This window comes from Bradyrhizobium sp. HKCCYLS3077 (assembly GCF_051167555.1).
Classification (GTDB): Bacteria; Pseudomonadota; Alphaproteobacteria; order Rhizobiales; family Xanthobacteraceae; genus Bradyrhizobium.
Genome location: NZ_JBNPTH010000006.1, coordinates 43,535 through 61,712, shown reverse-complemented (window position 1 = coordinate 61,712; position 18,178 = coordinate 43,535). Strand labels below are relative to the sequence as shown.

Below are 18,178 nucleotides of genomic sequence, written 5' to 3'. Positions count from 1 at the left end.
TCACCCACGGCCCTGGATTGCTTCGCTTCGCTCGCAATGACGGCGCGTAATTAGGACAGATCAAAACGCGCCATGAGCTTCATCAATCCCGATCCCTTCACCACCCGCCCCGAGATCGACGGCACCTTCGGCGTCGTCACGTCGACGCACTGGCTCGCGACCGCGGTCGGCATGGCGATGCTGGAGCGCGGCGGCAACGCGTTCGACGCCGGCGTCGCGGCCGCCTTTACCTTGCAGGTGGTCGAGCCGCATCTCAACGGCCCCGGCGGTGACGTGCCGATCATCCTGCACGACGTGAAGCGCGGCCGCACCGAGGTGATTTGCGGCCAGGGCCCCGCGCCGGCAGGCGCCACCATCGCGCACTACAAGCGCGAGGGCCTCGACATGGTGCCCGGCACCGGACTGCTCGCGGCCTGCGTCCCCGGCACCTTCGAGTCCTGGATGCTGCTGCTGCGCGACTACGGCACGATGCGGCTGCGCGACGTGCTGGAGCCGGCGATTTCCTACGCCCGCGACGGCTATCCGCTGGTCGAGCGCGTCTCGGCGACGATCCAGACCGTCGAGCAGTTGTTCAAGACGCATTGGCCGACCTCTGCCGCGCTGTATTTGCCGAACGGCGAGGTGCCACGTCCCGGCACGCTGTTCACCAATCCCAAGCTCGCCGAGACCTACGCGCGGATCCTCAGCGAAGGCGAGAGCGCGGGCAGTGATCGCGACGCGCAGATCGAGCGCGCCCGCAAGGCGTGGTCGCAGGGCTTTGTTGCCGAAGCCATCGATCGCTTCTGTCGGACTCAGGAGGTGATGGACGTCTCGGGGTCGCGCCACAAGGGCGTGCTGACGGCCGACGACATGGCGCGTTGGCAGCCGACCATCGAGGCGCCGCTGACCTATCAGTACGGCCGCTACACCGTCTGCAAGGCCGGCGTCTGGAGCCAGGGTCCGGTACTCTTGCAGCAACTCGCGCTGCTCAAGGGCTTTGCTCTCGACGGCCTCGACCCGACCGGCCCCGATTTCATCCATTGGCAGATCGAGGCTGCGAAGCTCGCCTTCGCCGATCGCGAGGCGTTCTACGGCGATCCGAACTTTGCCGACATCCCGATCGAGGCGCTGCTGTCGGATGCCTATAACGACGAGCGGCGCAAGCTGATCACGGAGAAGGCGTCGCTGGAACTGCGGCCCGGCAAGCTCGACGGCTACGGCGCCGAGGTGAAGCTGCGCGAGGCGGCAGGCAACCGCGAGGCGGTCGGCGCGATGGGTTCGGGCGAGCCGACCGTCGGCCGCTTCGGCGAGGTGCGCGGCGACACCGTGCATTTCGACATCATTGACCGCGACGGCAACATGATCTCGGCGACGCCGTCCGGCGGCTGGCTGCAATCCTCGCCGGTCATCCCCGAGCTCGGCTTCTGCCTCGGCACCCGCGCGCAGATGTTCTGGCTGGAGGAGAATCATCCGGCCGCGCTGGTGCCCGGCAAGCGGCCACGCACGACCTTGTCGCCGACCATGGCGCTGCGCGACGGCGAGCCCTACGTCGCCTGGGGCTCGCCCGGCGGCGACCAGCAGGACCAGTGGAACACGCAGTTCTTCCTGCGCCACGTCCATGCCGGCATGAACCTGCAGGAATCGATCGACGCACCCGCCTGGCACTCCGAGCATTTCCCGATCTCGTTCTGGCCGCGCACCGCGCGCCCCGGCGTGCTGGTGGTCGAGGGCCGCGTGCCCAAAGCCACTATCGAGGAGCTGCGCCGCCGCGGCCATGTCGTCGAAGTCGGCCCGGACTGGTCGGAGGGCCGCCTGACGGCCGCTTCGCGAGTCGGCCGCCGCCGCCGCGCCGCAGCCAATCCGCGGGGCATGCAGGGCTACGCCGCGGGACGCTGAGGGCCGACGATGACTTGGTCGATCATTGCCAAGGACGATGCCACCGGCCGGATCGGCATCGCTGTCGCCACGCGCTTCTTCGCCGTCGGCGCACGCGTGCCATTCATCGTCGCCGGTCGCGGCGGCATCGCCACGCAGGCGCTGGTCAATCCCTACTACGGCATCGACGGCGCGACGCTGCTGCGCGATGGCCGCCACCCGCGCGAGATCGTGCAGCTCCTCACAGCAGCCGATCCCGGCCGCGAGAGCCGGCAGGTTCACATCCTCGATCTCAACGGCCAGATCGCGGCGCATACCGGCCGCGACTGCATCGACTGGTGCGGCCATCTCGAAGGCCAGGGCTTTTCGATCGCCGGCAACATGCTCGCCGGCCCGCAGGTGCTGAACGAGACTGCGAACGCGTATCTCGCCAACAGCGCCCAGCCCTTCGCGCAGCGGCTGATCGCGGCGATGAGAGCGGGCGAGGCCGCCGGCGGCGACAAGCGCGGCAAGCAGTCGGCTGCGCTGCTGATCCACGGCAAGGACGAATGGTCGGAGCTCGACCTGCGCGTCGACGATCATCCCGATCCGCTTAGCGAGCTCGAACGGCTGGAGAGCGTGAGCCGCAGGCATTGGGCGGTGTTCCGCCAGTTCATGCCGACGCGCGACAACCCGGCCGGCGTCACCGATCGCGCAACGATCGATGCCGGCATCGCGGCGGCGCTCGCGAACCCGACTTGAGTTCCGGAAGGACCGCCTCTGACCGGGGTTGGTATGGATAGTGCAACGACACTGGCTGCATTTCGTAGGGGACTTCGTATGCTGAGGAAGAACTGGTGCTTGGCCGCTCTCGCGGCTGTTCTCATGGCCTCTTGCGCTGCTGCCGCGCAGGCGCAGACCACGTTGCGCATCGGTCTCGCCGAAGACCCCGACGTGCTCGATCCGACGATGGCGCGCACCTATGTCGGCCGCATCGTCTTCGCGGCAACCTGCGACAAGCTGTTCGACATCGACGACAAGCTCAACATCGTGCCGCAACTGGCGCTGTCGCACGAGACCTCCGCCGACGGCAAGGAAGTCACGATCAAGCTGCGGTCGGGCGTGAAGTTTCACGACGGTGAGCCGTTCGACGCCGAAGCGGCAAAATTCTCGATCGACCGCCACCTCACCTTCCCCGGCTCGTTCCGCAAGCCCGAGCTCGCCTCGGTCGATCATGTCGACGTGGTTGATCCTCTCACCATCAAGCTGGTGCTGAAGGCGCCGTTCTCGCCGCTGATTGCCCAGCTCACCGACCGCGCCGGCATGATGGTGTCGCCGAAGGCGGCCAAGGAGGCCGGCGACAAGTTCGGCCTGCGCCCGGTCTGCGCCGGTCCGTACAAATTCGTCGAGCGCGTCCAGCAGGACCGCATCGTATTCGAGAAGTTCGCCGACTACTGGAACAAGGACAACGTCTTCATCGACAAGATCGTCTACCAGCCGATCGTCGATGCCACGGTGCGGCTGGCCAACCTGAAGTCCGGCGGCCTCGACCTGATCGAGCGCGTGCTCGCGACCGACATCAAGGACGTCCGCGCGGACTCCAAGCTCGCGCTGTCGACGGCGATCGAGCTCGGCTATCAGGGCATCACGCTCAACATCGGCAAGGACAAGGCCAAGGGTCCGCTCAGCCAGTCGGCCAAGGTCCGGCAGGCGCTGGATCTCGCGATCGATCGCGAGGCGCTGAACCAGGTCGTGTTCAACGGCGAGTTCATGCCGGGCAACCAGTGGGTCAATCCCTCGCACCCCTATTATCAGAAGGCGTTCCCGATCCGCGCGCGCGATGTCGAGAAGGCCAAGGCGCTGTTGAAGGAGGCCGGCGTCACGCTGCCGGTCGCGGTCGACTTCCTGGTGCCGAAGGGCGCCGAGACCGAGGCCGTCGCCCAGGTCGTGCAGTCGATGGCCGCCGAGGCCGGCTTCGACATGAAGATCCGGGTGACGGAGTTCGCGACCTCGCTGAAGCAGGCCGAGTCCGGCGACTATCAGGCCTACATGCTGTCCTGGAGCGGCCGCATCGATCCCGACGGCAACAGCTACGTGTTCATGCACAGCAACGCGCCGCAGAACTACAGCGTCTGGGCCAATACCGATGCCGATAAGGCGCTGAACGACGCCCGCCTCATCACCGACATGGCGCAGCGCAAGGCGCTGTACGAGAAGCTCGCCAAGCTCGAGATCGAGGAGGAGCCGATCCTCTACCTCTACCATCGCCGCATCCTGATCGCGCACACCAAGAAGCTGGAGGGCTACAAGCAGATGCCCGACGGCCTCGTGCGCCTGATCGGGCTGAAGCTGAAGTGAGCGGTCGGTTGGCCCCTGGTCATTGGGACGCGATGTCGGCGCTCCGCACTCGCTCTGCTCCCTCCCCCCTTGTGGGGGAGGGTTGGGGTGGGGGGTACCACGAACGCCCATCTCGCTTGGGGTCCCCCCCTCCCTGTCCCTCCCCCACAAGGGGGGAGGGAACGCTGGGGGCGCGACCGATTGCTAATCACCAACATCATGGTCGCTTGGCGAGAGCGTTGCCGGCGCCCCGCCCACGCTGCGCTCCCTCCCCCCTTGTGGGGGAGGGTTGGGGTGGGGGGTGCCACGCACTCCGATCTCCCGTGGAGTACCCCCCTCCCTGTCCCTCCCCCACAAGGGGGGAGGGAACGCTGGGAGCGCGACCGGCCTCTCATCGCACGCATGAGCATTACGCCGCGAGGCCCGGCACATGCTGACGTTCCTCGCCCGGCGCCTCGCGCAGATCATCCCGACCCTGATCTTCGTCTCGATCCTGATCTTCTCGCTGCAGCAGCTGCTGCCCGGCGATCCCGCCCTCGTCATGGCCGGCGAGGAGCGTGATCCCGCGGTGATCGAGCAGATCCGCAAGCAGTATCGCCTCGATCAGCCCCTGCCCGTCCAGTACGGCTACTGGATCAAGGGCGTCCTCTCAGGCGATTTTGGCGAGTCGCTGCGCATCAAGATGCCAGTGCGCGATCTCATCCTGCAGAAGCTGCCCGTGACCTTGCAGCTCGCCTCGATGGCGATCGTGATCGCATTCCTGATCGGCATTCCCGCCGGCATCATCTCCGCTGTGAAGCGCGGCACAGGATGGGACTACGCCGCCAATCTGTTCGCGCTCTGGGGCATCTCGACGCCGAACTTCTGGCTCGGCATCATGCTGATCTTCGTGTTCTCGATCCAGCTCGGCTGGCTGCCCGCTTCCGGCTATATCTCGCTGGCGGAGGACTGGCGCGCCAGCCTCGCCGCCACCATCATGCCGGCCTTCGTGCTCGGCAACGCTATCGCCGCGATCCTGATGCGCCACACCCGCAGCGCCATGCTTCAAGTGCTGAGCAGCGACTACATCCGCACCGCGCGCGCCAAGGGCATCTCCGAGCGCCAGGTCATCCTGCGCCACGCGCTGCGCAATGCGCTGACGCCGGTCATCACGCTCGGCGCGCTCGAGCTCGGCACGTTGCTGTCCGGCGCCGTGCTGACCGAGCAGATCTTCTCCATCCCCGGCTTCGGCAAGCTGATCGTCGACGCCGTGTTCAACCGCGACTACGCCGTCGTGCAGGGCGTCGTGCTGGTCACCGCCACCGTCTATATCATGCTCAACCTGATCGCCGATCTCGCCTATGTTCTCGTCAACCCGCGCCTGAGAAGCTGATATGGCCGAGACCACGCTCTCAGCATCGGGCATCCGCACCCTCGCCCCGCTCGAGCGGCCGATCCAGCGCACCTGGCGCCGCCTGGTCAAGCGCAAGGGAGCGATGGTCGGGCTCGGCCTGATCGCAGCCTTCATCCTGCTCGCACTATCAGCGCCGCTGGTCGCGCCCTATGATCCGATCAAGACGAGCTGGGCGCTGGTGCGGAAAGCACCGTCGGCGGCGCATTGGTTCGGCACCGACGATCTCGGCCGCGACGTGCTGGCCCGCGTCATCTATGGCGCGCGCGCCTCGCTGATGGCCGGCGCCATTTCGGTCGTCATTGCGCTGGCGATCGGCGTGCCGATCGGCATGCTCGCGGGCTATCGCGGCGGCTTCATCGACGCGCTGATCAGCCGCATCACCGACGCGATGCTGGCCTGCCCGTTCCTGATCCTGGCGATCGCGCTCGCCGCGTTCCTCGGCCCGAGCCTTGGCAATGCGATGATCGCGATCGGCATCTCGGCAACCCCGATCTTTGTCCGGCTGACCCGCGGCGAGGTGCTGAGCGTCAAGGTCGAGGAATATGTCGAGGCCGCGCGCAGCGTCGGCGACACCGACCTGCAGATCGCACTCAGGCACATCCTGCCGAACATCATGCCGGCGCTGCTGGTGCAGGCAACCCTGTCGGTCGCCGCCGCCATCATCGCCGAGGCCGCGCTGTCGTTCTTAGGGTTAGGCCAGCAGCCGCCGGCGCCGTCCTGGGGCAGCATGCTCAACGCCGCCCAGCGCTTCCTCACCAACGCGCCGTGGATGGCGATCTGGCCGGGCCTTGCGATCTTCCTGGTCGTGCTCTCGCTCAATCTGCTGGGCGACGGCCTGCGCGACGCGCTGGATCCGCAGCAGGAAGAGTGAGGCAACGCCGGCGCTTCACCCTCCGCGGTCGTCCCGGCCTCCGAGCCGGGACCCATAGCCACCGTCGGTCATTGTTGGGCGGAGAAGGTCACTCCGCGCCTGCCCCACACCACGGCCTGTGGTTATGGGTCCCCGGCGTTCGCCGGGACGACACCGGGGGGTGTCGAGAGACCGCCCAAACAAAAAGGCGGCTGCCGGGGCAGCCGCCTTTGATGTGTTAGGAGCGTCCGATTACGCTGCCTTGTCCACGTCGTGGTCCGTCTCCGCATCGAACTGCGCGATCTCCTTGGCGCGCTGCGACTTGGCGGCGGCCTGGTGGTCGGTGGCGATGACGGTGTAGACGGCCGGCAGCACGAACAGCGTGAACAGCGTGCCGATCGACATGCCGGCGACGACGACGAGGCCGATCGAGAAGCGGCTGGCGGCGCCGGCGCCCGACGCCGTCAAGAGCGGGATCAGGCCGGTGACCATCGCGGCGGTCGTCATCAGGATCGGCCGCAGGCGGATGCGCGCGGAGGTCTCGATCGCCCGGCGGCGATCCATCCCTTCGCTCAGCTGCAGCTCGTTGGCGAACTCCACCATCAGGATGCCGTGCTTGGTGATCAGGCCCACCAGCGTGAGCAGACCGACCTGGGTGTAGATGTTCATCGTCGCCAGCCCGAAGAACAGCGGGATCAGCGCGCCGACGATCGCCATGGGCACGCTGATCATGATCACCAGCGGGTCGCGCAGGCTCTCGAACTGCGCAGCCAGCACCAGGAAGATGATGATCAGCGCGAAACCGAAGGTGATGGCGAGCTGATTGCCCTCCTGCACGTACTGGCGGGCGTCGGCGAGATAATCATGGCTGAAGCCCGACGGCAGGCTCTTGGCCTGCTTCTCCAGGAAGTCGACCGCCTGGCCGACCGTGACGCCAGGCATCGGCACCGCCGAGAACGTCGCCGAATTGAGCTGGTTGAAATGGGTCAGCGAGTTCGGATCGGTCGCGGTCTCGATGTTGACCACCGTCGACAGCGGCACCTGCTGGCCCGTCGCGCTCGCGACGTAGTAGCCGGCCAGCGAATCCGGCGACAGCCGCTTGTCGCGCGGCACCTGCGGAATCACCTGGTAGGACCGGCCCTCGAGGTTGAAGCGGTTGATGTAGTTGCCGCCGAGCAGCACCGCGAGCGTGTTGCCGATCGACTGCATCGTGATGCCAAGATCGCTCGCCTTGCTGCGGTTGATCCAGACCTTCACCACCGGCTGATTGAAATCGAGGTCGCTGTCGGAGACGATGAAGATGCCGCTCTTGCGCGCCGCGTCCTTCAGCTTGGCCATCTGCTCATAGACGGCCTGGAAACCGCTGGTCGAGCTGATCACCATCTGCACCGGCAAACCGCCGGGGCCGCCCGGCAGAGCCGGCAGGTTGAAGGCGAAGGCGTTGATGCCCTCGATCTTCGACAGCTCCGCCTGCACCAGCGGCTTCAGCTTGATCGAGGAGCGCGTGCGCTCGTCCCACGGCTTGAGCAGCATGCCGGCGAAGCCACCCTGCGGGCCCTGGATGCCGTTCAGGATGAAGCGCAGGTCGGTCTCGGGGAATTTCGCGAACGCCTTGTCGACCTTGTCGGTGTAGAAGTTGATGTAGTCGATATTGGCGTATTTCGGCGCCTTGGTGATCGAGAACACGATGCCCTGATCCTCCTCCGGCGCCAGCTCCTTGGACGTGTGCATGTAGAGGAAGCCGACCAGGCCGAGGATCGTGAGAGCGAACAGGCCGGTGACCGGCCGGTAGTCGAGCGAGCGGTCGAGCTGGCGGCCATACCAGTTGGTCATCGAACCGAACACGCGGTTGACGAGGCGCGCGAAGCGGCCCTCATCGGCGCTCTTGAGCAGCACCGAGCACATCATCGGCGACAGCGTCAGCGCGATGACGCCGGAGACGATGACCGAGCCCGCGAGCGTGAAGGCGAATTCGCGGAACAGCGAGCCGGTGAGGCCGCCGAGGAAACCGATCGGCGCGTACACGGCGGCGAGCGTGATCGTCATCGAGATAACCGGGCCGACGATCTCGCGCGCGCCCTGCAGCGCCGCCTGCACCGGTGTCTTGCCCTCCTCGAGATGGCGATGGATATTCTCCACCACCACGATCGCGTCGTCGACGACGAGACCGATCGCGAGCACCATGGCCAGCAGCGTCAGCAGGTTGATGGAGAAGCCGAGCGCCAGCATCAGCGTACAGACGCCGATCAGGGACAGCGGGATCGTCACCACCGGAATGATCACCGAGCGCAGCGACGCCAGGAACAGGAAGATCACGATGATGACGATCAGCACGGCTTCGCCGAGCGTGTGCTCGACCTCGTCGATCGACGACTGGATGAACTTGGTGGAATCGTAGGCCACCTTCATCTTCATCGACGGCGGCAGATTGCGCTCGAGGTCGGGGAACAGCGCGCGCACGCCCTTGACGATGTTGAGCGGGTTGCCTTGCGGCGTGGCGTCGACGCCGATGAAGATCGCGCGCTCGCCGTTGAAGGCGACGCTGGCGTCGGTGCTCTGCGCCGCGAGCTCCACGGTCGCGATGTCCTCCATGCGGACGAAGCCGCCGTCCTTGGCCTTGACGATCATCCGCTTGAACTGGTTGACGTCGGTCAGGCCGGTATTGGTGGTGACGTTGGAGACGATGAAGTAGCCCTTGGACTGGCCGGCGGCGGACTGGAAGTTGTTGGCGGCGATCGCCTGCGCGACATCGGTCGGCGACACGTTGCGGCCGGCCATCTTCTCCGGATTGAGCCAGATGCGCATCGCGAAGGTCTGGCCGCCGAGAATGTTGGCGGCGGCGACGCCGTCGACGGTCGACAGCACCGGCTGCACCACACGCGTCAGATAGTCGGAGATCGCCGAGCCCGACAGCTCCTCGCTGGAGAAGCCGAGATACATCACCGAGGTCGTCTGACCCGTGCTCTTGGTGACGATCGGGTCGTTGGATTCCTTCGGAATGAGGTAGCGGACCGAGTTCACCTTGGCGAGCACCTCGGTGAGCGCCTGGTTCGGATCGAAGTTGAGCTTCACGAACACCTGGATGGTGCTGGTGCCCTGCACCGAGGACGAGGTGATGTAGTCGACGCCTTCGGCCGAGGCGACCGCCTGTTCCAGCGGCGTGGTGATGAAGCCCTGGATGAGGTCGGCGGACGCGCCGGGATAGACGGTCGTGACGTTCACGACCGTGTTCGACAGTTTCGGATATTGCCGGATCGGCAGCTCGAACGCGGCGCGCAGGCCGAGCAGCAGGATGAGCATGCTGACCACGACGGCCAGAACCGGACGCTTGATGAAGATATCGGTGAAACGCATCGCGGCAATCCCGTCAGCAGACGTCAGATGAGGACCGAACGGGCCGCCTGCTCGCGGCGGCCCGGCTTTGGCTCAGAGGTTCGCTCAGTAGCGCGGCGGCTTCGCCGGCACCGGCGGCGGCGGATCGGTCGAGATCGCAACCGCGGCGCCCGACTGGATCTTGAGCTGGCCGACGGCAACGACGCGGTCGCCCTCCTTCAGACCCTTCAGGATCACGGCGCGGCCGTTGATGCGGTCGCCGGTCTGCACATAGGTGCGGTCGGCCGTCAGCGTGACCTTGCCGTCGTCGGCCTTCTTCTCGTTGATGACGAACACGGAGTCGCCATACAGCGTGTAGTCGACCGCGGTCTCCGGCACCGTCAGCACCGGCGGCTTGTCCGGCAGCACCACGGTGGTGGTCGCGAACATACCGGGCTTGAGGATGTGCTCGGGATTGGCGATCGTCGCCTGCACGCGGATATTGCGCGTGTCGGTCGCGATCTGCGGCTCGATGGTGGTGATCTTGCCCTCGAAGGTCTTGCCCGGATAGGCGTCGACGCCGATGCGCACGGTCTGCCCGACCTTGAGCTGGCCACTGTCCTTTTCGGTCACCGTGAAGTTGACCCAGAGCTGCGACAAATCGGTCAGCGACACGATCTGGGTGCCGGCCGACAGATACTGGCCGACCTCGACCTTGCGGACGCCGAGATCGCCGTCGAACGGCGCGCGCACCAGCTTCTGCGCGATCAGCGCCTCGGTCTTGGCGACGCCCGCCTGCGCCTGGTCGTAGGCAGCCTGGGCCTGGTCCACCGTCGCCTGCGGGCCGAACTGGCGCGAGGCGAGCTGCTTGGCGCGGTCCAGCGAGAGCTGCGCCACCGTGACCTGGGCCTTGTAGTTGGCGAGATCGCCCTGCTCCGGCGCGTCGTAGAGCTGCACCAGCGGCGTGCCCTGCTTCACCGTCGTACCCGGCGTGAACATGATCTCGGTGATGCGGCCGGAGGCGTCCGAGGTGACATTGACCTGGTGCACGGCGGCGAGGTCGCCGACGGCGGTCAGCAGGTTCGGCACGGTCTCCGTCGACGCCGTGGCGGCGGTGACGTTGAGCGGCGGCGGCTTCATGTTGGCGAAGAACTGCGCGATCATCTTGTCGCGGAACATGTTGAACCACACGAAGCCGCCGACCAGCGCCGCGAGCAGAGTGCCGACGATGATGAACCACAGCACCGGGCGGGTGCGCTTGCGCGGCTTGTCGTCGATCGGCTTGCCTGAGAGCTTGGGTTCCGTCGCAATGTTCATGTCATGCACTTTCTGCCGTCGCCGGCCGGGCCGGAGGTTGCGACAATTCGTGATCGAGATGGTACGCAATGGCGGCGTCGGTCACTCCGATGCCGCGCAGGATGAACTCACTGAGCTGGCGCTCGAGGCGATCAGCGGTTCCATAGGCCAGACACGGTGTCGAGGGAAGCCGGGTCAGAGCCGTCATCAACACGGTGTGGTGCGCGAACCAGAACAGGTCGAGCGGCGCCGCCCCGAGCCTCACAGCCTCACCACACCCAATCGCGCTTTCCAGGGAGTTAACGAACTGGGCGCCGATCAGATCGTGGATCTTCGTATACAGCAGCCGGGCGAATTCGCCATCGTCGAGATGGCTAGACGCCATCAGCCGCAGCCGCTGCTCCTCTTCCTCGTTGGGTCCGTCGGCGATGCCGAGGAAGTGCTGGACCATGCCGGCCATCAGCTTGACGAGCGTCGCGGTCGAAGGTTCCTGCCCGAGCAGCATCTCGAAGTCAGGGTCCGCCTCGCACTCCTCGGTGAGGATCTCGGCATAGAGCGCGGCCTTCGACGCAAAATGCTTGAACAGCAGCGCTTCGGAGATTGCCGCCGCCGCAGCGACGCTCTTGGTCGTCGTACCGGCATAGCCATGTCGCGCGAAGCAGCGTTTGGCCGCGCCGAGGATCAGTTGCCTCCGGAGATCGCTTGTCATGCGCAAACTGGACATCGCCCGTGAGTAAATACTCACTTGATCCATGTCAAGAAACATGCCGCGGCGCAGCGGAAACGGTTGGCCAAGTATTTGATTCGTTGGAAACAAAGCGTCCGCGCCGGAGGCAATAATGTACCTTCGCATCAAGGCGGTTCTGCGGCACGCCCCGGTGGTGCGCGGACAGGCTCACACCGTCAGGCGGATTTTCTTCCCCCGCCGGCCGTGCGACGGTCCCGTCAACAAACCAGAATCGGCCGGGAGAACCAGGGATGACCGACGACGCCGCGCTCGCCGACGATTTCGACCTCGAATGCCTGACGCCTGCGTTCTACACCGATCCCTACCCCACCTATCGCGCGCTGCGCGAGCATGCACCGGTCAAGCGCCTGCGCAACGGCTCCTACTTCCTCACCCGCTACGATGATCTCGTCACCGCCTACAAGGTGACGAAGACGTTCTCGTCCGACAAGAAGCGCGAGTTCGCGCCGAAATACGGCTCGTCGCTGCTCTACGAGCACCACACCACGAGCCTGGTCTTCAACGATCCCCCGGCGCATACGCGCGTCCGCCGCCTGATCATGGGCGCGCTGTCGCCGCGCGCGATCGCCGAGATGGAGCCTGCGCTGATCGCGCTCGTCGACGGGCTGCTCGACCGGATCGTCGCAAAAGAGACGTTCGAGCTGATCGAGGATTTTGCCGCGGCGATCCCGATCGAGGTGATCGGCAATCTGCTCGGCGTGCCGCATGAGGAGCGCGCTCCCTTGCGGGACTGGTCGCTCGCCATCCTCGGCGCGCTGGAGCCGGTGCTGACGCCCGCGCAGTTCGCCCGCGGCAACCAGGCTGTCGGCGATTTCCTCGCCTACCTCGAAACACTCGTCGCGCGCCGCCGCGCGGCGCCGGGCAATCCGGAGCGCGACGTGCTGACGCGGCTGATCCAGGGCGAAGCCGACGGCGAGCGTCTCAGCGAGAAGGAGCTGCTGCACAACTGCATCTTCCTGCTCAATGCGGGCCACGAGACCACGACCAATCTGATCGGCAACGGCCTCGTGCTGCTGTGCCAGCATCCGGGAGAGCGGCGAAAGCTGATCGAGGCGCCGGCCTTGATCCGCACCGCCGTCGAGGAGATCCTGCGCTACGAAAGCTCCAACCAGCTCGGCAACCGCATGACGACAGAGGCCGTCGAACTCGGCGGCGTCAGGCTCGACGCCGGCACCTCCGTCACGCTCTGCATCGGCGCCGCCAACCGCGACCCCGCCCAGTTCGACGACCCCGAACGCTTCGACATCACCCGTCTCGCCAACCGCCACCTCGCCTTCGGCACCGGCGCGCATCAATGCGCCGGCATGGCGCTGGCGCGGCTGGAGGGCGCGGTGGCGATCGCGCGGTTTGTGAACCGGTTTCCGAACTATCAGCTCGCAGGCGAGCCGGTGCGCGGCGGGCGGGTCCGGTTTCGCGGGTTTGCGAGCGTGCCGTGTGTGGTTGAGGGGTAAGGAAGATCGCAGTGGCCCCCCCCAAATGCGCTCGGTCCCGAGCCGATATCGCCAGCCATTCGGCTCGGTGTCATTCCGGGGCGCGCGCAGCGCGAGCCCGGAATCGATAACCACAGGATGCCGTGTGAGGCACGCACGGAGTTGCCAGCTCGCCTGACGACATCGCTCCGTTGGCTATGGATTCCGGGCTCATTCGCGCTGTTCCAAAATGGCTACGCCATTTTGCGCGCGAATGCCCCGGAATGACGAACTCTCTAAGAACGTCGCTGCGGCGAATTGCAGAACACGATCCCTCACCTGCACCGCCGTGTTGGGACATCCGGCGTGCGTCAAAACAGATTGTTCAGGAACCAGCTCAAGGACATCACCCGTCCAGTCCGTCCAGCTGCAAAAAACTACTTTCTTTTTTCCAGAAATTATGATTGTATATCCCCATCCCGTCTCACAAGAGGGACGCTTCGCGGTCGTCACGAACGTCGAGGCGGGATGCGGTGGGCGTGTTGGTGCTGCGGCGTGGGTTTCCACCCGGACGAACGGCAACGATGCGCACGGTCAAGTCGCGTGGTCCTGACACCCCGATGCTGGTGTCCAGCGCAATGCGCGCAAGCGCATTGTCGCGATACGGTGGCCAGAAAGCCCGGCGCACCGGGGAGAGCGCGAAGCAGCCGTCAAACCATCGCGCGGGGAATGCCGGGTGTTTCTCGGCTGAACCTGTGGTTCCTGCCGCCTGCATTTTTTCCGCAGGCGGGCCATGGGTGCGGCCAGCGCCCGGCATTCCCCGTGCCCTCTTTTCGAAGAGGGCAGGACGAAGAGCACAGCTCGGACGCGAAACGCGTTGCGAGATGGTAACCGCATGTCTCACAACGGCCATTACAAGTCTCACCGCCGTGATCACCGCTCTCACCACCGTCATTGCGAGCGGAAGCGAAGCAATCCAGGGCGACGCGCGTGACCCTGGATTGCTTCGTCGCGGAGCCTGTCATCGGGCCGCGCGTTGCGCGGACCCGTTGGCTCCTCGCAATGACGATGCGAGAAATGAGACCGCGCGGAGGCGCTTCAATAGATTGCTCGTCATGCCCGGGCTTGACCCGGGCATCCATCTCTTTCGCGAAGATGGATGGATGGCCGGGTCAAGCCCGGCCATGACGAGGAGAGATCAGGGCTCAAAACACCGCGTGGTCGCCGCGCTCGGCCATGGTCTCGCCCCGGATCAGCTTGGCGTAATAGTCGAACAGCGTGTCGGAGCCAGTCGACGGCGTGGCATCGGCGTCGTAGCGGCCGGTGGCGGGGTCGAGCACCAGCATCGATTCCGTCGCGTAGTAGCGGCCGATGCGGGCGAGCTCCGCCTTGTCGGCGAGCGACGGCACGATCCGCTTGGCGACGTCAAGCGCGCCGATGATGAGGTCGAGCAGCGCCACCGGCACGCGGCGGATGGTCGGCTTGCGGCCGAGCAGCGCGAACAGATGCTCGGCCTGATCGAGCGGCGTGATCGCGGGTCCGGGGCCGCCGATCGGCAGCACCCGGTTCCAGCGGCTCTCGTCATCGAGACAGCCGGAAAGATAGTCGCCGAGATCGGCGTCGCTGATCGGCTTGCACGCGGTCAAACGGCCGTCGCCGAACACGAGATAGGGCCGGCCCTGCTGCACGCGAGCGACCTGCCCGGACAGCGACTTGAAGAACGCGGTGGGACGGACAATCGAATAGGTCAGGCCCGCTGCCATCAATTTCGCTTCGAACGCCAGCTTGGCCTGCTGGAACGACAGCAGCGGCTTCTGCACGCAGATGGCGGACAGCAGGACGAAGTGCGTGACGCCGGCCTCGCGCACGGCGTCCAGCACGTTCACATGGGCCTGATAGTCGATCGCTTGCGCCTCCCTCGGAACGCCGGTTCGCGACGCCATGCAGGACATGACGGCGTCGAAATGCTCACCGCAAAAGCCGTCGCGCGCGAGCGAACCGGGATCGGTGACGTCGCCGGTTCGCACGGTGGCGCCCGGGATCGTGATGGCCTCGCTGCGCGGGCGGACGAAGCAGACCACCTTGTGCCCGCGCGCGAACAGCGCGCGCACGGTGGCACGGCCGATCGTCCCGGTGGCGCCGAGCATGAAGATGCGGCGCGGACGGAACACGGCGGCTGCGGGATCAGACGAGGACATCATCGGCGGGAACGGCTCCGAGACCTGCGTCGAACTATATTACGCGCAGTCGCCCTGGGATGCAGCCGATCTCGCAATGGGCATCCTCCTCACGCGCGCTGGGAGGCCGATATGCGCTCGTCTCTCACCACGTCGTCATGGCCGGGCTCGTCCCGGCCATCCACGTCGTCCGGCACGCTGAGAACGACGTGGATGCCCGGGACAAACCCGGGCATGACGGAGTAACAAATGAGCAGGATCGCTCGCCCGCACGGCTGCGTATCGCACTGCAATCTCTCCATGAACACGCCCGTTGGCGTGTTCATGGTCCAGTGTGCAGAGCCGCCCCGGCTGTTGACACTCATGGTGAGGAGCGACGCGCCGAGCACGCCGATAAAGGGCAATGTAGTCAGGCGCGGAGCGTCTCGAACCATGAGGCCCCGGTCGTGGGCCTCGCCCTTCGAGACGACCGCCTGCGGCGGTCTCCTCAGGGTGAGGGTCGAGGGCTGCGGCGTGGGGAGTCAAGCATGCTCAATCGAACTCGATGCGACAGCGCCTGAACGCGCGTCAGGGCAGGCTCGGAGGCTGCGGCCGCACCGAACCAGCTCATTCCGCCGCCTGCGGCGTCTTCTCCAGGATCAGCGTGTGGATGCCGCAGGTGCCGCTGTACAGGCTCATCACCCGCGTCCCTGGCTTGCGCCCTGCCCTGGGCTCGGACACCTGCAAGCCGGCGGCAAGCAGCCGTGCCCGCGTGGCCTCGATGTCGGCGACACGCCAGCTCAGGCCCCACAGCTTGTCGTTGGCCTTGTCGTTGCCGGCGACCGGGCGCTTGACCACCTCGACGATCAGATCGCCGCAGCGGAAGAACATCAGCTGGCCCCATTCCTGGTGGCTGCGGTCGAGCGCCATGTCCAGGCCGAGCCGCGCGCCGTAGAGCGCAGCGGCGCGTTCGGGGTCCTCAGTGGAGACCACGATGTGATCCAGGCCGAGCACCGCGGAGTCGGCGGTTGTCTCCGAGACCGGACGCGGCCCCGCAAGCTCGAGGAAGAACATCCGCACGCCACGGGTGAGATCGGTCATGGCGCGCGTGCGCTTCCAGTGCAAAGTCTGGCCGGTCACGCGGTCGGTGCTGTCGACCTCGGCGATCGGATCCGGCTTCAGCGCCACGCGTTCGAGCCGGCGATGCATCTTGCCGATGTCGATGGTCGCGAAGCAGATGCTGGCGAGGCCCTCACCCCAGATCTTGATGACGTTGCGGATGCGGTCGGCGGCGGGGCCCTGCCCCGACGGCGCCATCAGCTCCAAGGTCATGTTGTCGAGCGTGAACAGCACGCGGTCGGCGCCCTCGCCCGAATTTTGCCACGACGGCTTGCGCGCCAGCAGCGTCTCGAACGCGGCGCTGCCGGCCTTGATGTCCTCGAGCAGGACGACGACGTGGTCGAGACCGGTGATCACGGGAACAGCCCTCGCGTGTTCTTGGCGTTGCGGACCTTCTCGACGCCGATCGCCATCGCCGCCGTCCGATGGGAGATGTCGTCGGCCTTGGCGCGTGCGACCATCCGCTCGAAGGCGCGGTCGAGGATCTGGTACTCGCGCCGCGTCACCTCGTCCTCCTCCCAGAACAGCTGCTGCAAATCCTGCACCCATTCAAAGTAGCTGACGATGACGCCGCCGGAATTGCAGAGAATGTCGGGAATGAGAAAGATCTCGTCGCGGCGCTGGTCGAGCACCAGATCGGCATCCGGCGTGGTCGGACCGTTGGCGGCCTCCGCCAGGACGCGGCATTTCAGCTTGGCTGCCACCTTGGCGTCGATGACACGCTCGACCGCCGCCGGCACCAGGATGTCGCAGGCGAGCGTGAGGATTTCGTTCGGGTCGAAAGCGAGCTCGGAGGAGAAGCCAGCGATGCTACCGCGCGCGCTCGCGTACTCCATCAGCTTGGGGATATCGAGGCCACGCGCGTCGTGGAGCGCGCCGGTATGATCGCTCACCGCAATCACTTTCATGCCCATCTGGTGAAAGCCGAGCGCGGCATAGGAGCCGACATTGCCGAAGCCCTGTATCACCGCAGTGGATTTGGCGGGATCGATCCCCAGGAGGTCCATGACCCGGCGCGACGTATGGGCGACACCCCGCCCCGTCGCCTCGCGGCGACCGAGCGTGCCGCCGGAGAACACCGGCTTGCCGGTGACGATCTCGGTCACGGTCTGGCCCTGATACATGGAGTACGTATCCATGAACCACGCCATCACCTGTTCGTTGGTGCCCATGTCCGGCGCCATCACGTCGGTGTGCGGGCCGACGAAGGGAATCATCTCCTGCATGTAGCGGCGCGACAGGGACTCCAGCTCGCGCCGGGAGAGTTTCGACAGATCGACATTGACGCCGCCCTTGGCGCCGCCATAGGGCAGCCCCACCAGCGCGCATTTCCAGCTCATCCAGATCGCGAGCGCGGCAACCTCGCCGATATCCACGGTCGGCGCAAAGCGGGTGCCGCCCTTGGTCGGCCCCATGGTCAGGAGATGCTGGACGCGGTATCCCTCGTAGACGGCAATGGTGCCGTCGTCCTTGTGGATCGGACACGAGACGGTGATCGCCCGCTTGGGCAGCAGCAGCCGGTCGCGCTCGTCGCCTGGGATGCCAAGATGGTCGGCAATCACGTTGAACTGATTGGTCGCCATCTCGAAGACCGGACCCGCATAGACAGTCATCTTCCACTCCCGAATCTGCTCCTGCAGGCCGGCAACCATAGCGCGACCCAACGGCCGGCGGCAGGGGGCCGCCGGTTGCAAGGGGGCGATCTCAACCACCATGGTGACGATT

At 66.1% G+C, this 18,178-nt stretch carries 13 protein-coding genes; 6 read left to right on the top strand and 7 right to left on the bottom strand.

Annotated elements, in window-relative coordinates:
* The first annotated feature begins 72 nt into the window (after nt 1-72).
* The 5 genes from ACQR0Z_RS23755 to ACQR0Z_RS23735 all read left to right on the top strand — a co-directional run bounded on the left by ACQR0Z_RS23755 (nt 73) and on the right by ACQR0Z_RS23735 (nt 6,434).
* Nucleotides 73-1,875 carry a gamma-glutamyltransferase family protein gene (locus tag ACQR0Z_RS23755; RefSeq protein WP_434920254.1) on the top strand — a complete coding sequence of 601 codons (1,803 nt, stop codon included), beginning with the start codon at nt 73-75 and terminating at the stop codon, nt 1,873-1,875.
* 9 nt (nt 1,876-1,884) lie between these two features.
* Complete coding sequence (locus ACQR0Z_RS23750) at nt 1,885-2,595, top strand: DUF1028 domain-containing protein (RefSeq protein WP_434875271.1); 711 nt, start codon at nt 1,885-1,887, stop codon at nt 2,593-2,595.
* A 123-nt stretch (nt 2,596-2,718) separates the two neighbouring features.
* Entirely contained in the window at nt 2,719-4,191 is a 1,473-nt protein-coding gene (locus ACQR0Z_RS23745; RefSeq protein ID WP_434920253.1) for an ABC transporter substrate-binding protein, read from the top strand.
* Between the two features lie 409 nt (nt 4,192-4,600).
* The gene (locus ACQR0Z_RS23740) at nt 4,601-5,542 is read left to right on the top strand and encodes an ABC transporter permease (protein ID WP_434920252.1); all 942 of its coding nucleotides are present in this window, start codon (nt 4,601-4,603) and stop codon (nt 5,540-5,542) included.
* A gap of 61 nt (nt 5,543-5,603) precedes the next feature.
* Nucleotides 5,604-6,434: an ABC transporter permease gene (locus ACQR0Z_RS23735; protein WP_434920530.1), complete on the top strand. Its 831-nt coding sequence runs from the start codon at nt 5,604-5,606 to the stop codon at nt 6,432-6,434.
* A gap of 231 nt (nt 6,435-6,665) precedes the next feature.
* Here ACQR0Z_RS23735 and ACQR0Z_RS23730 read toward each other — a convergent pair whose 3' ends face one another.
* The 3 genes from ACQR0Z_RS23730 to ACQR0Z_RS23720 form a co-directional block, all read right to left on the bottom strand.
* Nucleotides 6,666-9,767: a MexW/MexI family multidrug efflux RND transporter permease subunit gene (locus tag ACQR0Z_RS23730; RefSeq protein ID WP_434920251.1), complete on the bottom strand. Its 3,102-nt coding sequence runs from the start codon at nt 9,765-9,767 to the stop codon at nt 6,666-6,668.
* Between the two features lie 84 nt (nt 9,768-9,851).
* Nucleotides 9,852-11,042 (bottom strand): efflux RND transporter periplasmic adaptor subunit, encoded by a 1,191-nt coding sequence (locus ACQR0Z_RS23725; RefSeq protein ID WP_434875268.1) that lies wholly within the window; start codon nt 11,040-11,042, stop codon nt 9,852-9,854.
* Between the two features lies 1 nt (nt 11,043).
* Complete coding sequence (locus ACQR0Z_RS23720; RefSeq protein WP_434862097.1) at nt 11,044-11,730, bottom strand: TetR/AcrR family transcriptional regulator; 687 nt, start codon at nt 11,728-11,730, stop codon at nt 11,044-11,046.
* Nucleotides 11,731-11,999: 269 nt separating this feature from the next.
* Here ACQR0Z_RS23720 and ACQR0Z_RS23715 point away from each other — a divergent pair, with 269 nt between their 5' ends.
* Entirely contained in the window at nt 12,000-13,220 is a 1,221-nt protein-coding gene (locus ACQR0Z_RS23715) for a cytochrome P450 (RefSeq protein ID WP_434920250.1), read from the top strand.
* Nucleotides 13,221-14,383: 1,163 nt separating this feature from the next.
* Here the strand turns inward: ACQR0Z_RS23715 and ACQR0Z_RS23710 are convergent.
* From ACQR0Z_RS23710 to ACQR0Z_RS23695, 4 genes are all read right to left on the bottom strand, one after another.
* Nucleotides 14,384-15,325, bottom strand: coding sequence for an NAD(P)H-binding protein (locus tag ACQR0Z_RS23710; RefSeq protein ID WP_434920529.1), 942 nt, complete (start codon nt 15,323-15,325; stop codon nt 14,384-14,386).
* A gap of 140 nt (nt 15,326-15,465) precedes the next feature.
* Nucleotides 15,466-15,789 carry a hypothetical protein gene (locus ACQR0Z_RS23705; protein WP_434920249.1) on the bottom strand — a complete coding sequence of 108 codons (324 nt, stop codon included), beginning with the start codon at nt 15,787-15,789 and terminating at the stop codon, nt 15,466-15,468.
* A gap of 172 nt (nt 15,790-15,961) precedes the next feature.
* Nucleotides 15,962-16,810, bottom strand: a complete 849-nt coding sequence (locus ACQR0Z_RS23700) for a VOC family protein (RefSeq protein WP_434920248.1) — start codon at nt 16,808-16,810, stop codon at nt 15,962-15,964.
* On the bottom strand, nt 16,807-18,066 hold the full coding sequence (locus ACQR0Z_RS23695; protein ID WP_434862078.1) for a Glu/Leu/Phe/Val family dehydrogenase: 1,260 nt from the start codon (nt 18,064-18,066) through the stop codon (nt 16,807-16,809). The genes ACQR0Z_RS23700 and ACQR0Z_RS23695 overlap by 4 nt, the downstream gene beginning before the upstream one ends.
* Nucleotides 18,067-18,178: the final 112 nt, after the last annotated feature.

Coding starts and splice junctions, on each gene's coding strand:
- ACQR0Z_RS23755 (WP_434920254.1), top strand. CDS start 73: ATGAGCTTCATCAATCCCGATCCCTTCACCACCCGCCCCGAGATCGAC.
- ACQR0Z_RS23750 (WP_434875271.1), top strand. CDS start 1,885: ATGACTTGGTCGATCATTGCCAAGGACGATGCCACCGGCCGGATCGGC.
- ACQR0Z_RS23745 (WP_434920253.1), top strand. CDS start 2,719: ATGGCCTCTTGCGCTGCTGCCGCGCAGGCGCAGACCACGTTGCGCATC.
- ACQR0Z_RS23740 (WP_434920252.1), top strand. CDS start 4,601: ATGCTGACGTTCCTCGCCCGGCGCCTCGCGCAGATCATCCCGACCCTG.
- ACQR0Z_RS23730 (WP_434920251.1), bottom strand. CDS start 9,767: ATGCGTTTCACCGATATCTTCATCAAGCGTCCGGTTCTGGCCGTCGTG.
- ACQR0Z_RS23725 (WP_434875268.1), bottom strand. CDS start 11,042: ATGAACATTGCGACGGAACCCAAGCTCTCAGGCAAGCCGATCGACGAC.
- ACQR0Z_RS23720 (WP_434862097.1), bottom strand. CDS start 11,730: ATGACAAGCGATCTCCGGAGGCAACTGATCCTCGGCGCGGCCAAACGC.
- ACQR0Z_RS23715 (WP_434920250.1), top strand. CDS start 12,000: ATGACCGACGACGCCGCGCTCGCCGACGATTTCGACCTCGAATGCCTG.
- ACQR0Z_RS23710 (WP_434920529.1), bottom strand. CDS start 15,325: ATGCTCGGCGCCACCGGGACGATCGGCCGTGCCACCGTGCGCGCGCTG.
- ACQR0Z_RS23705 (WP_434920249.1), bottom strand. CDS start 15,789: ATGGTTCGAGACGCTCCGCGCCTGACTACATTGCCCTTTATCGGCGTG.
- ACQR0Z_RS23695 (WP_434862078.1), bottom strand. CDS start 18,066: ATGACTGTCTATGCGGGTCCGGTCTTCGAGATGGCGACCAATCAGTTC.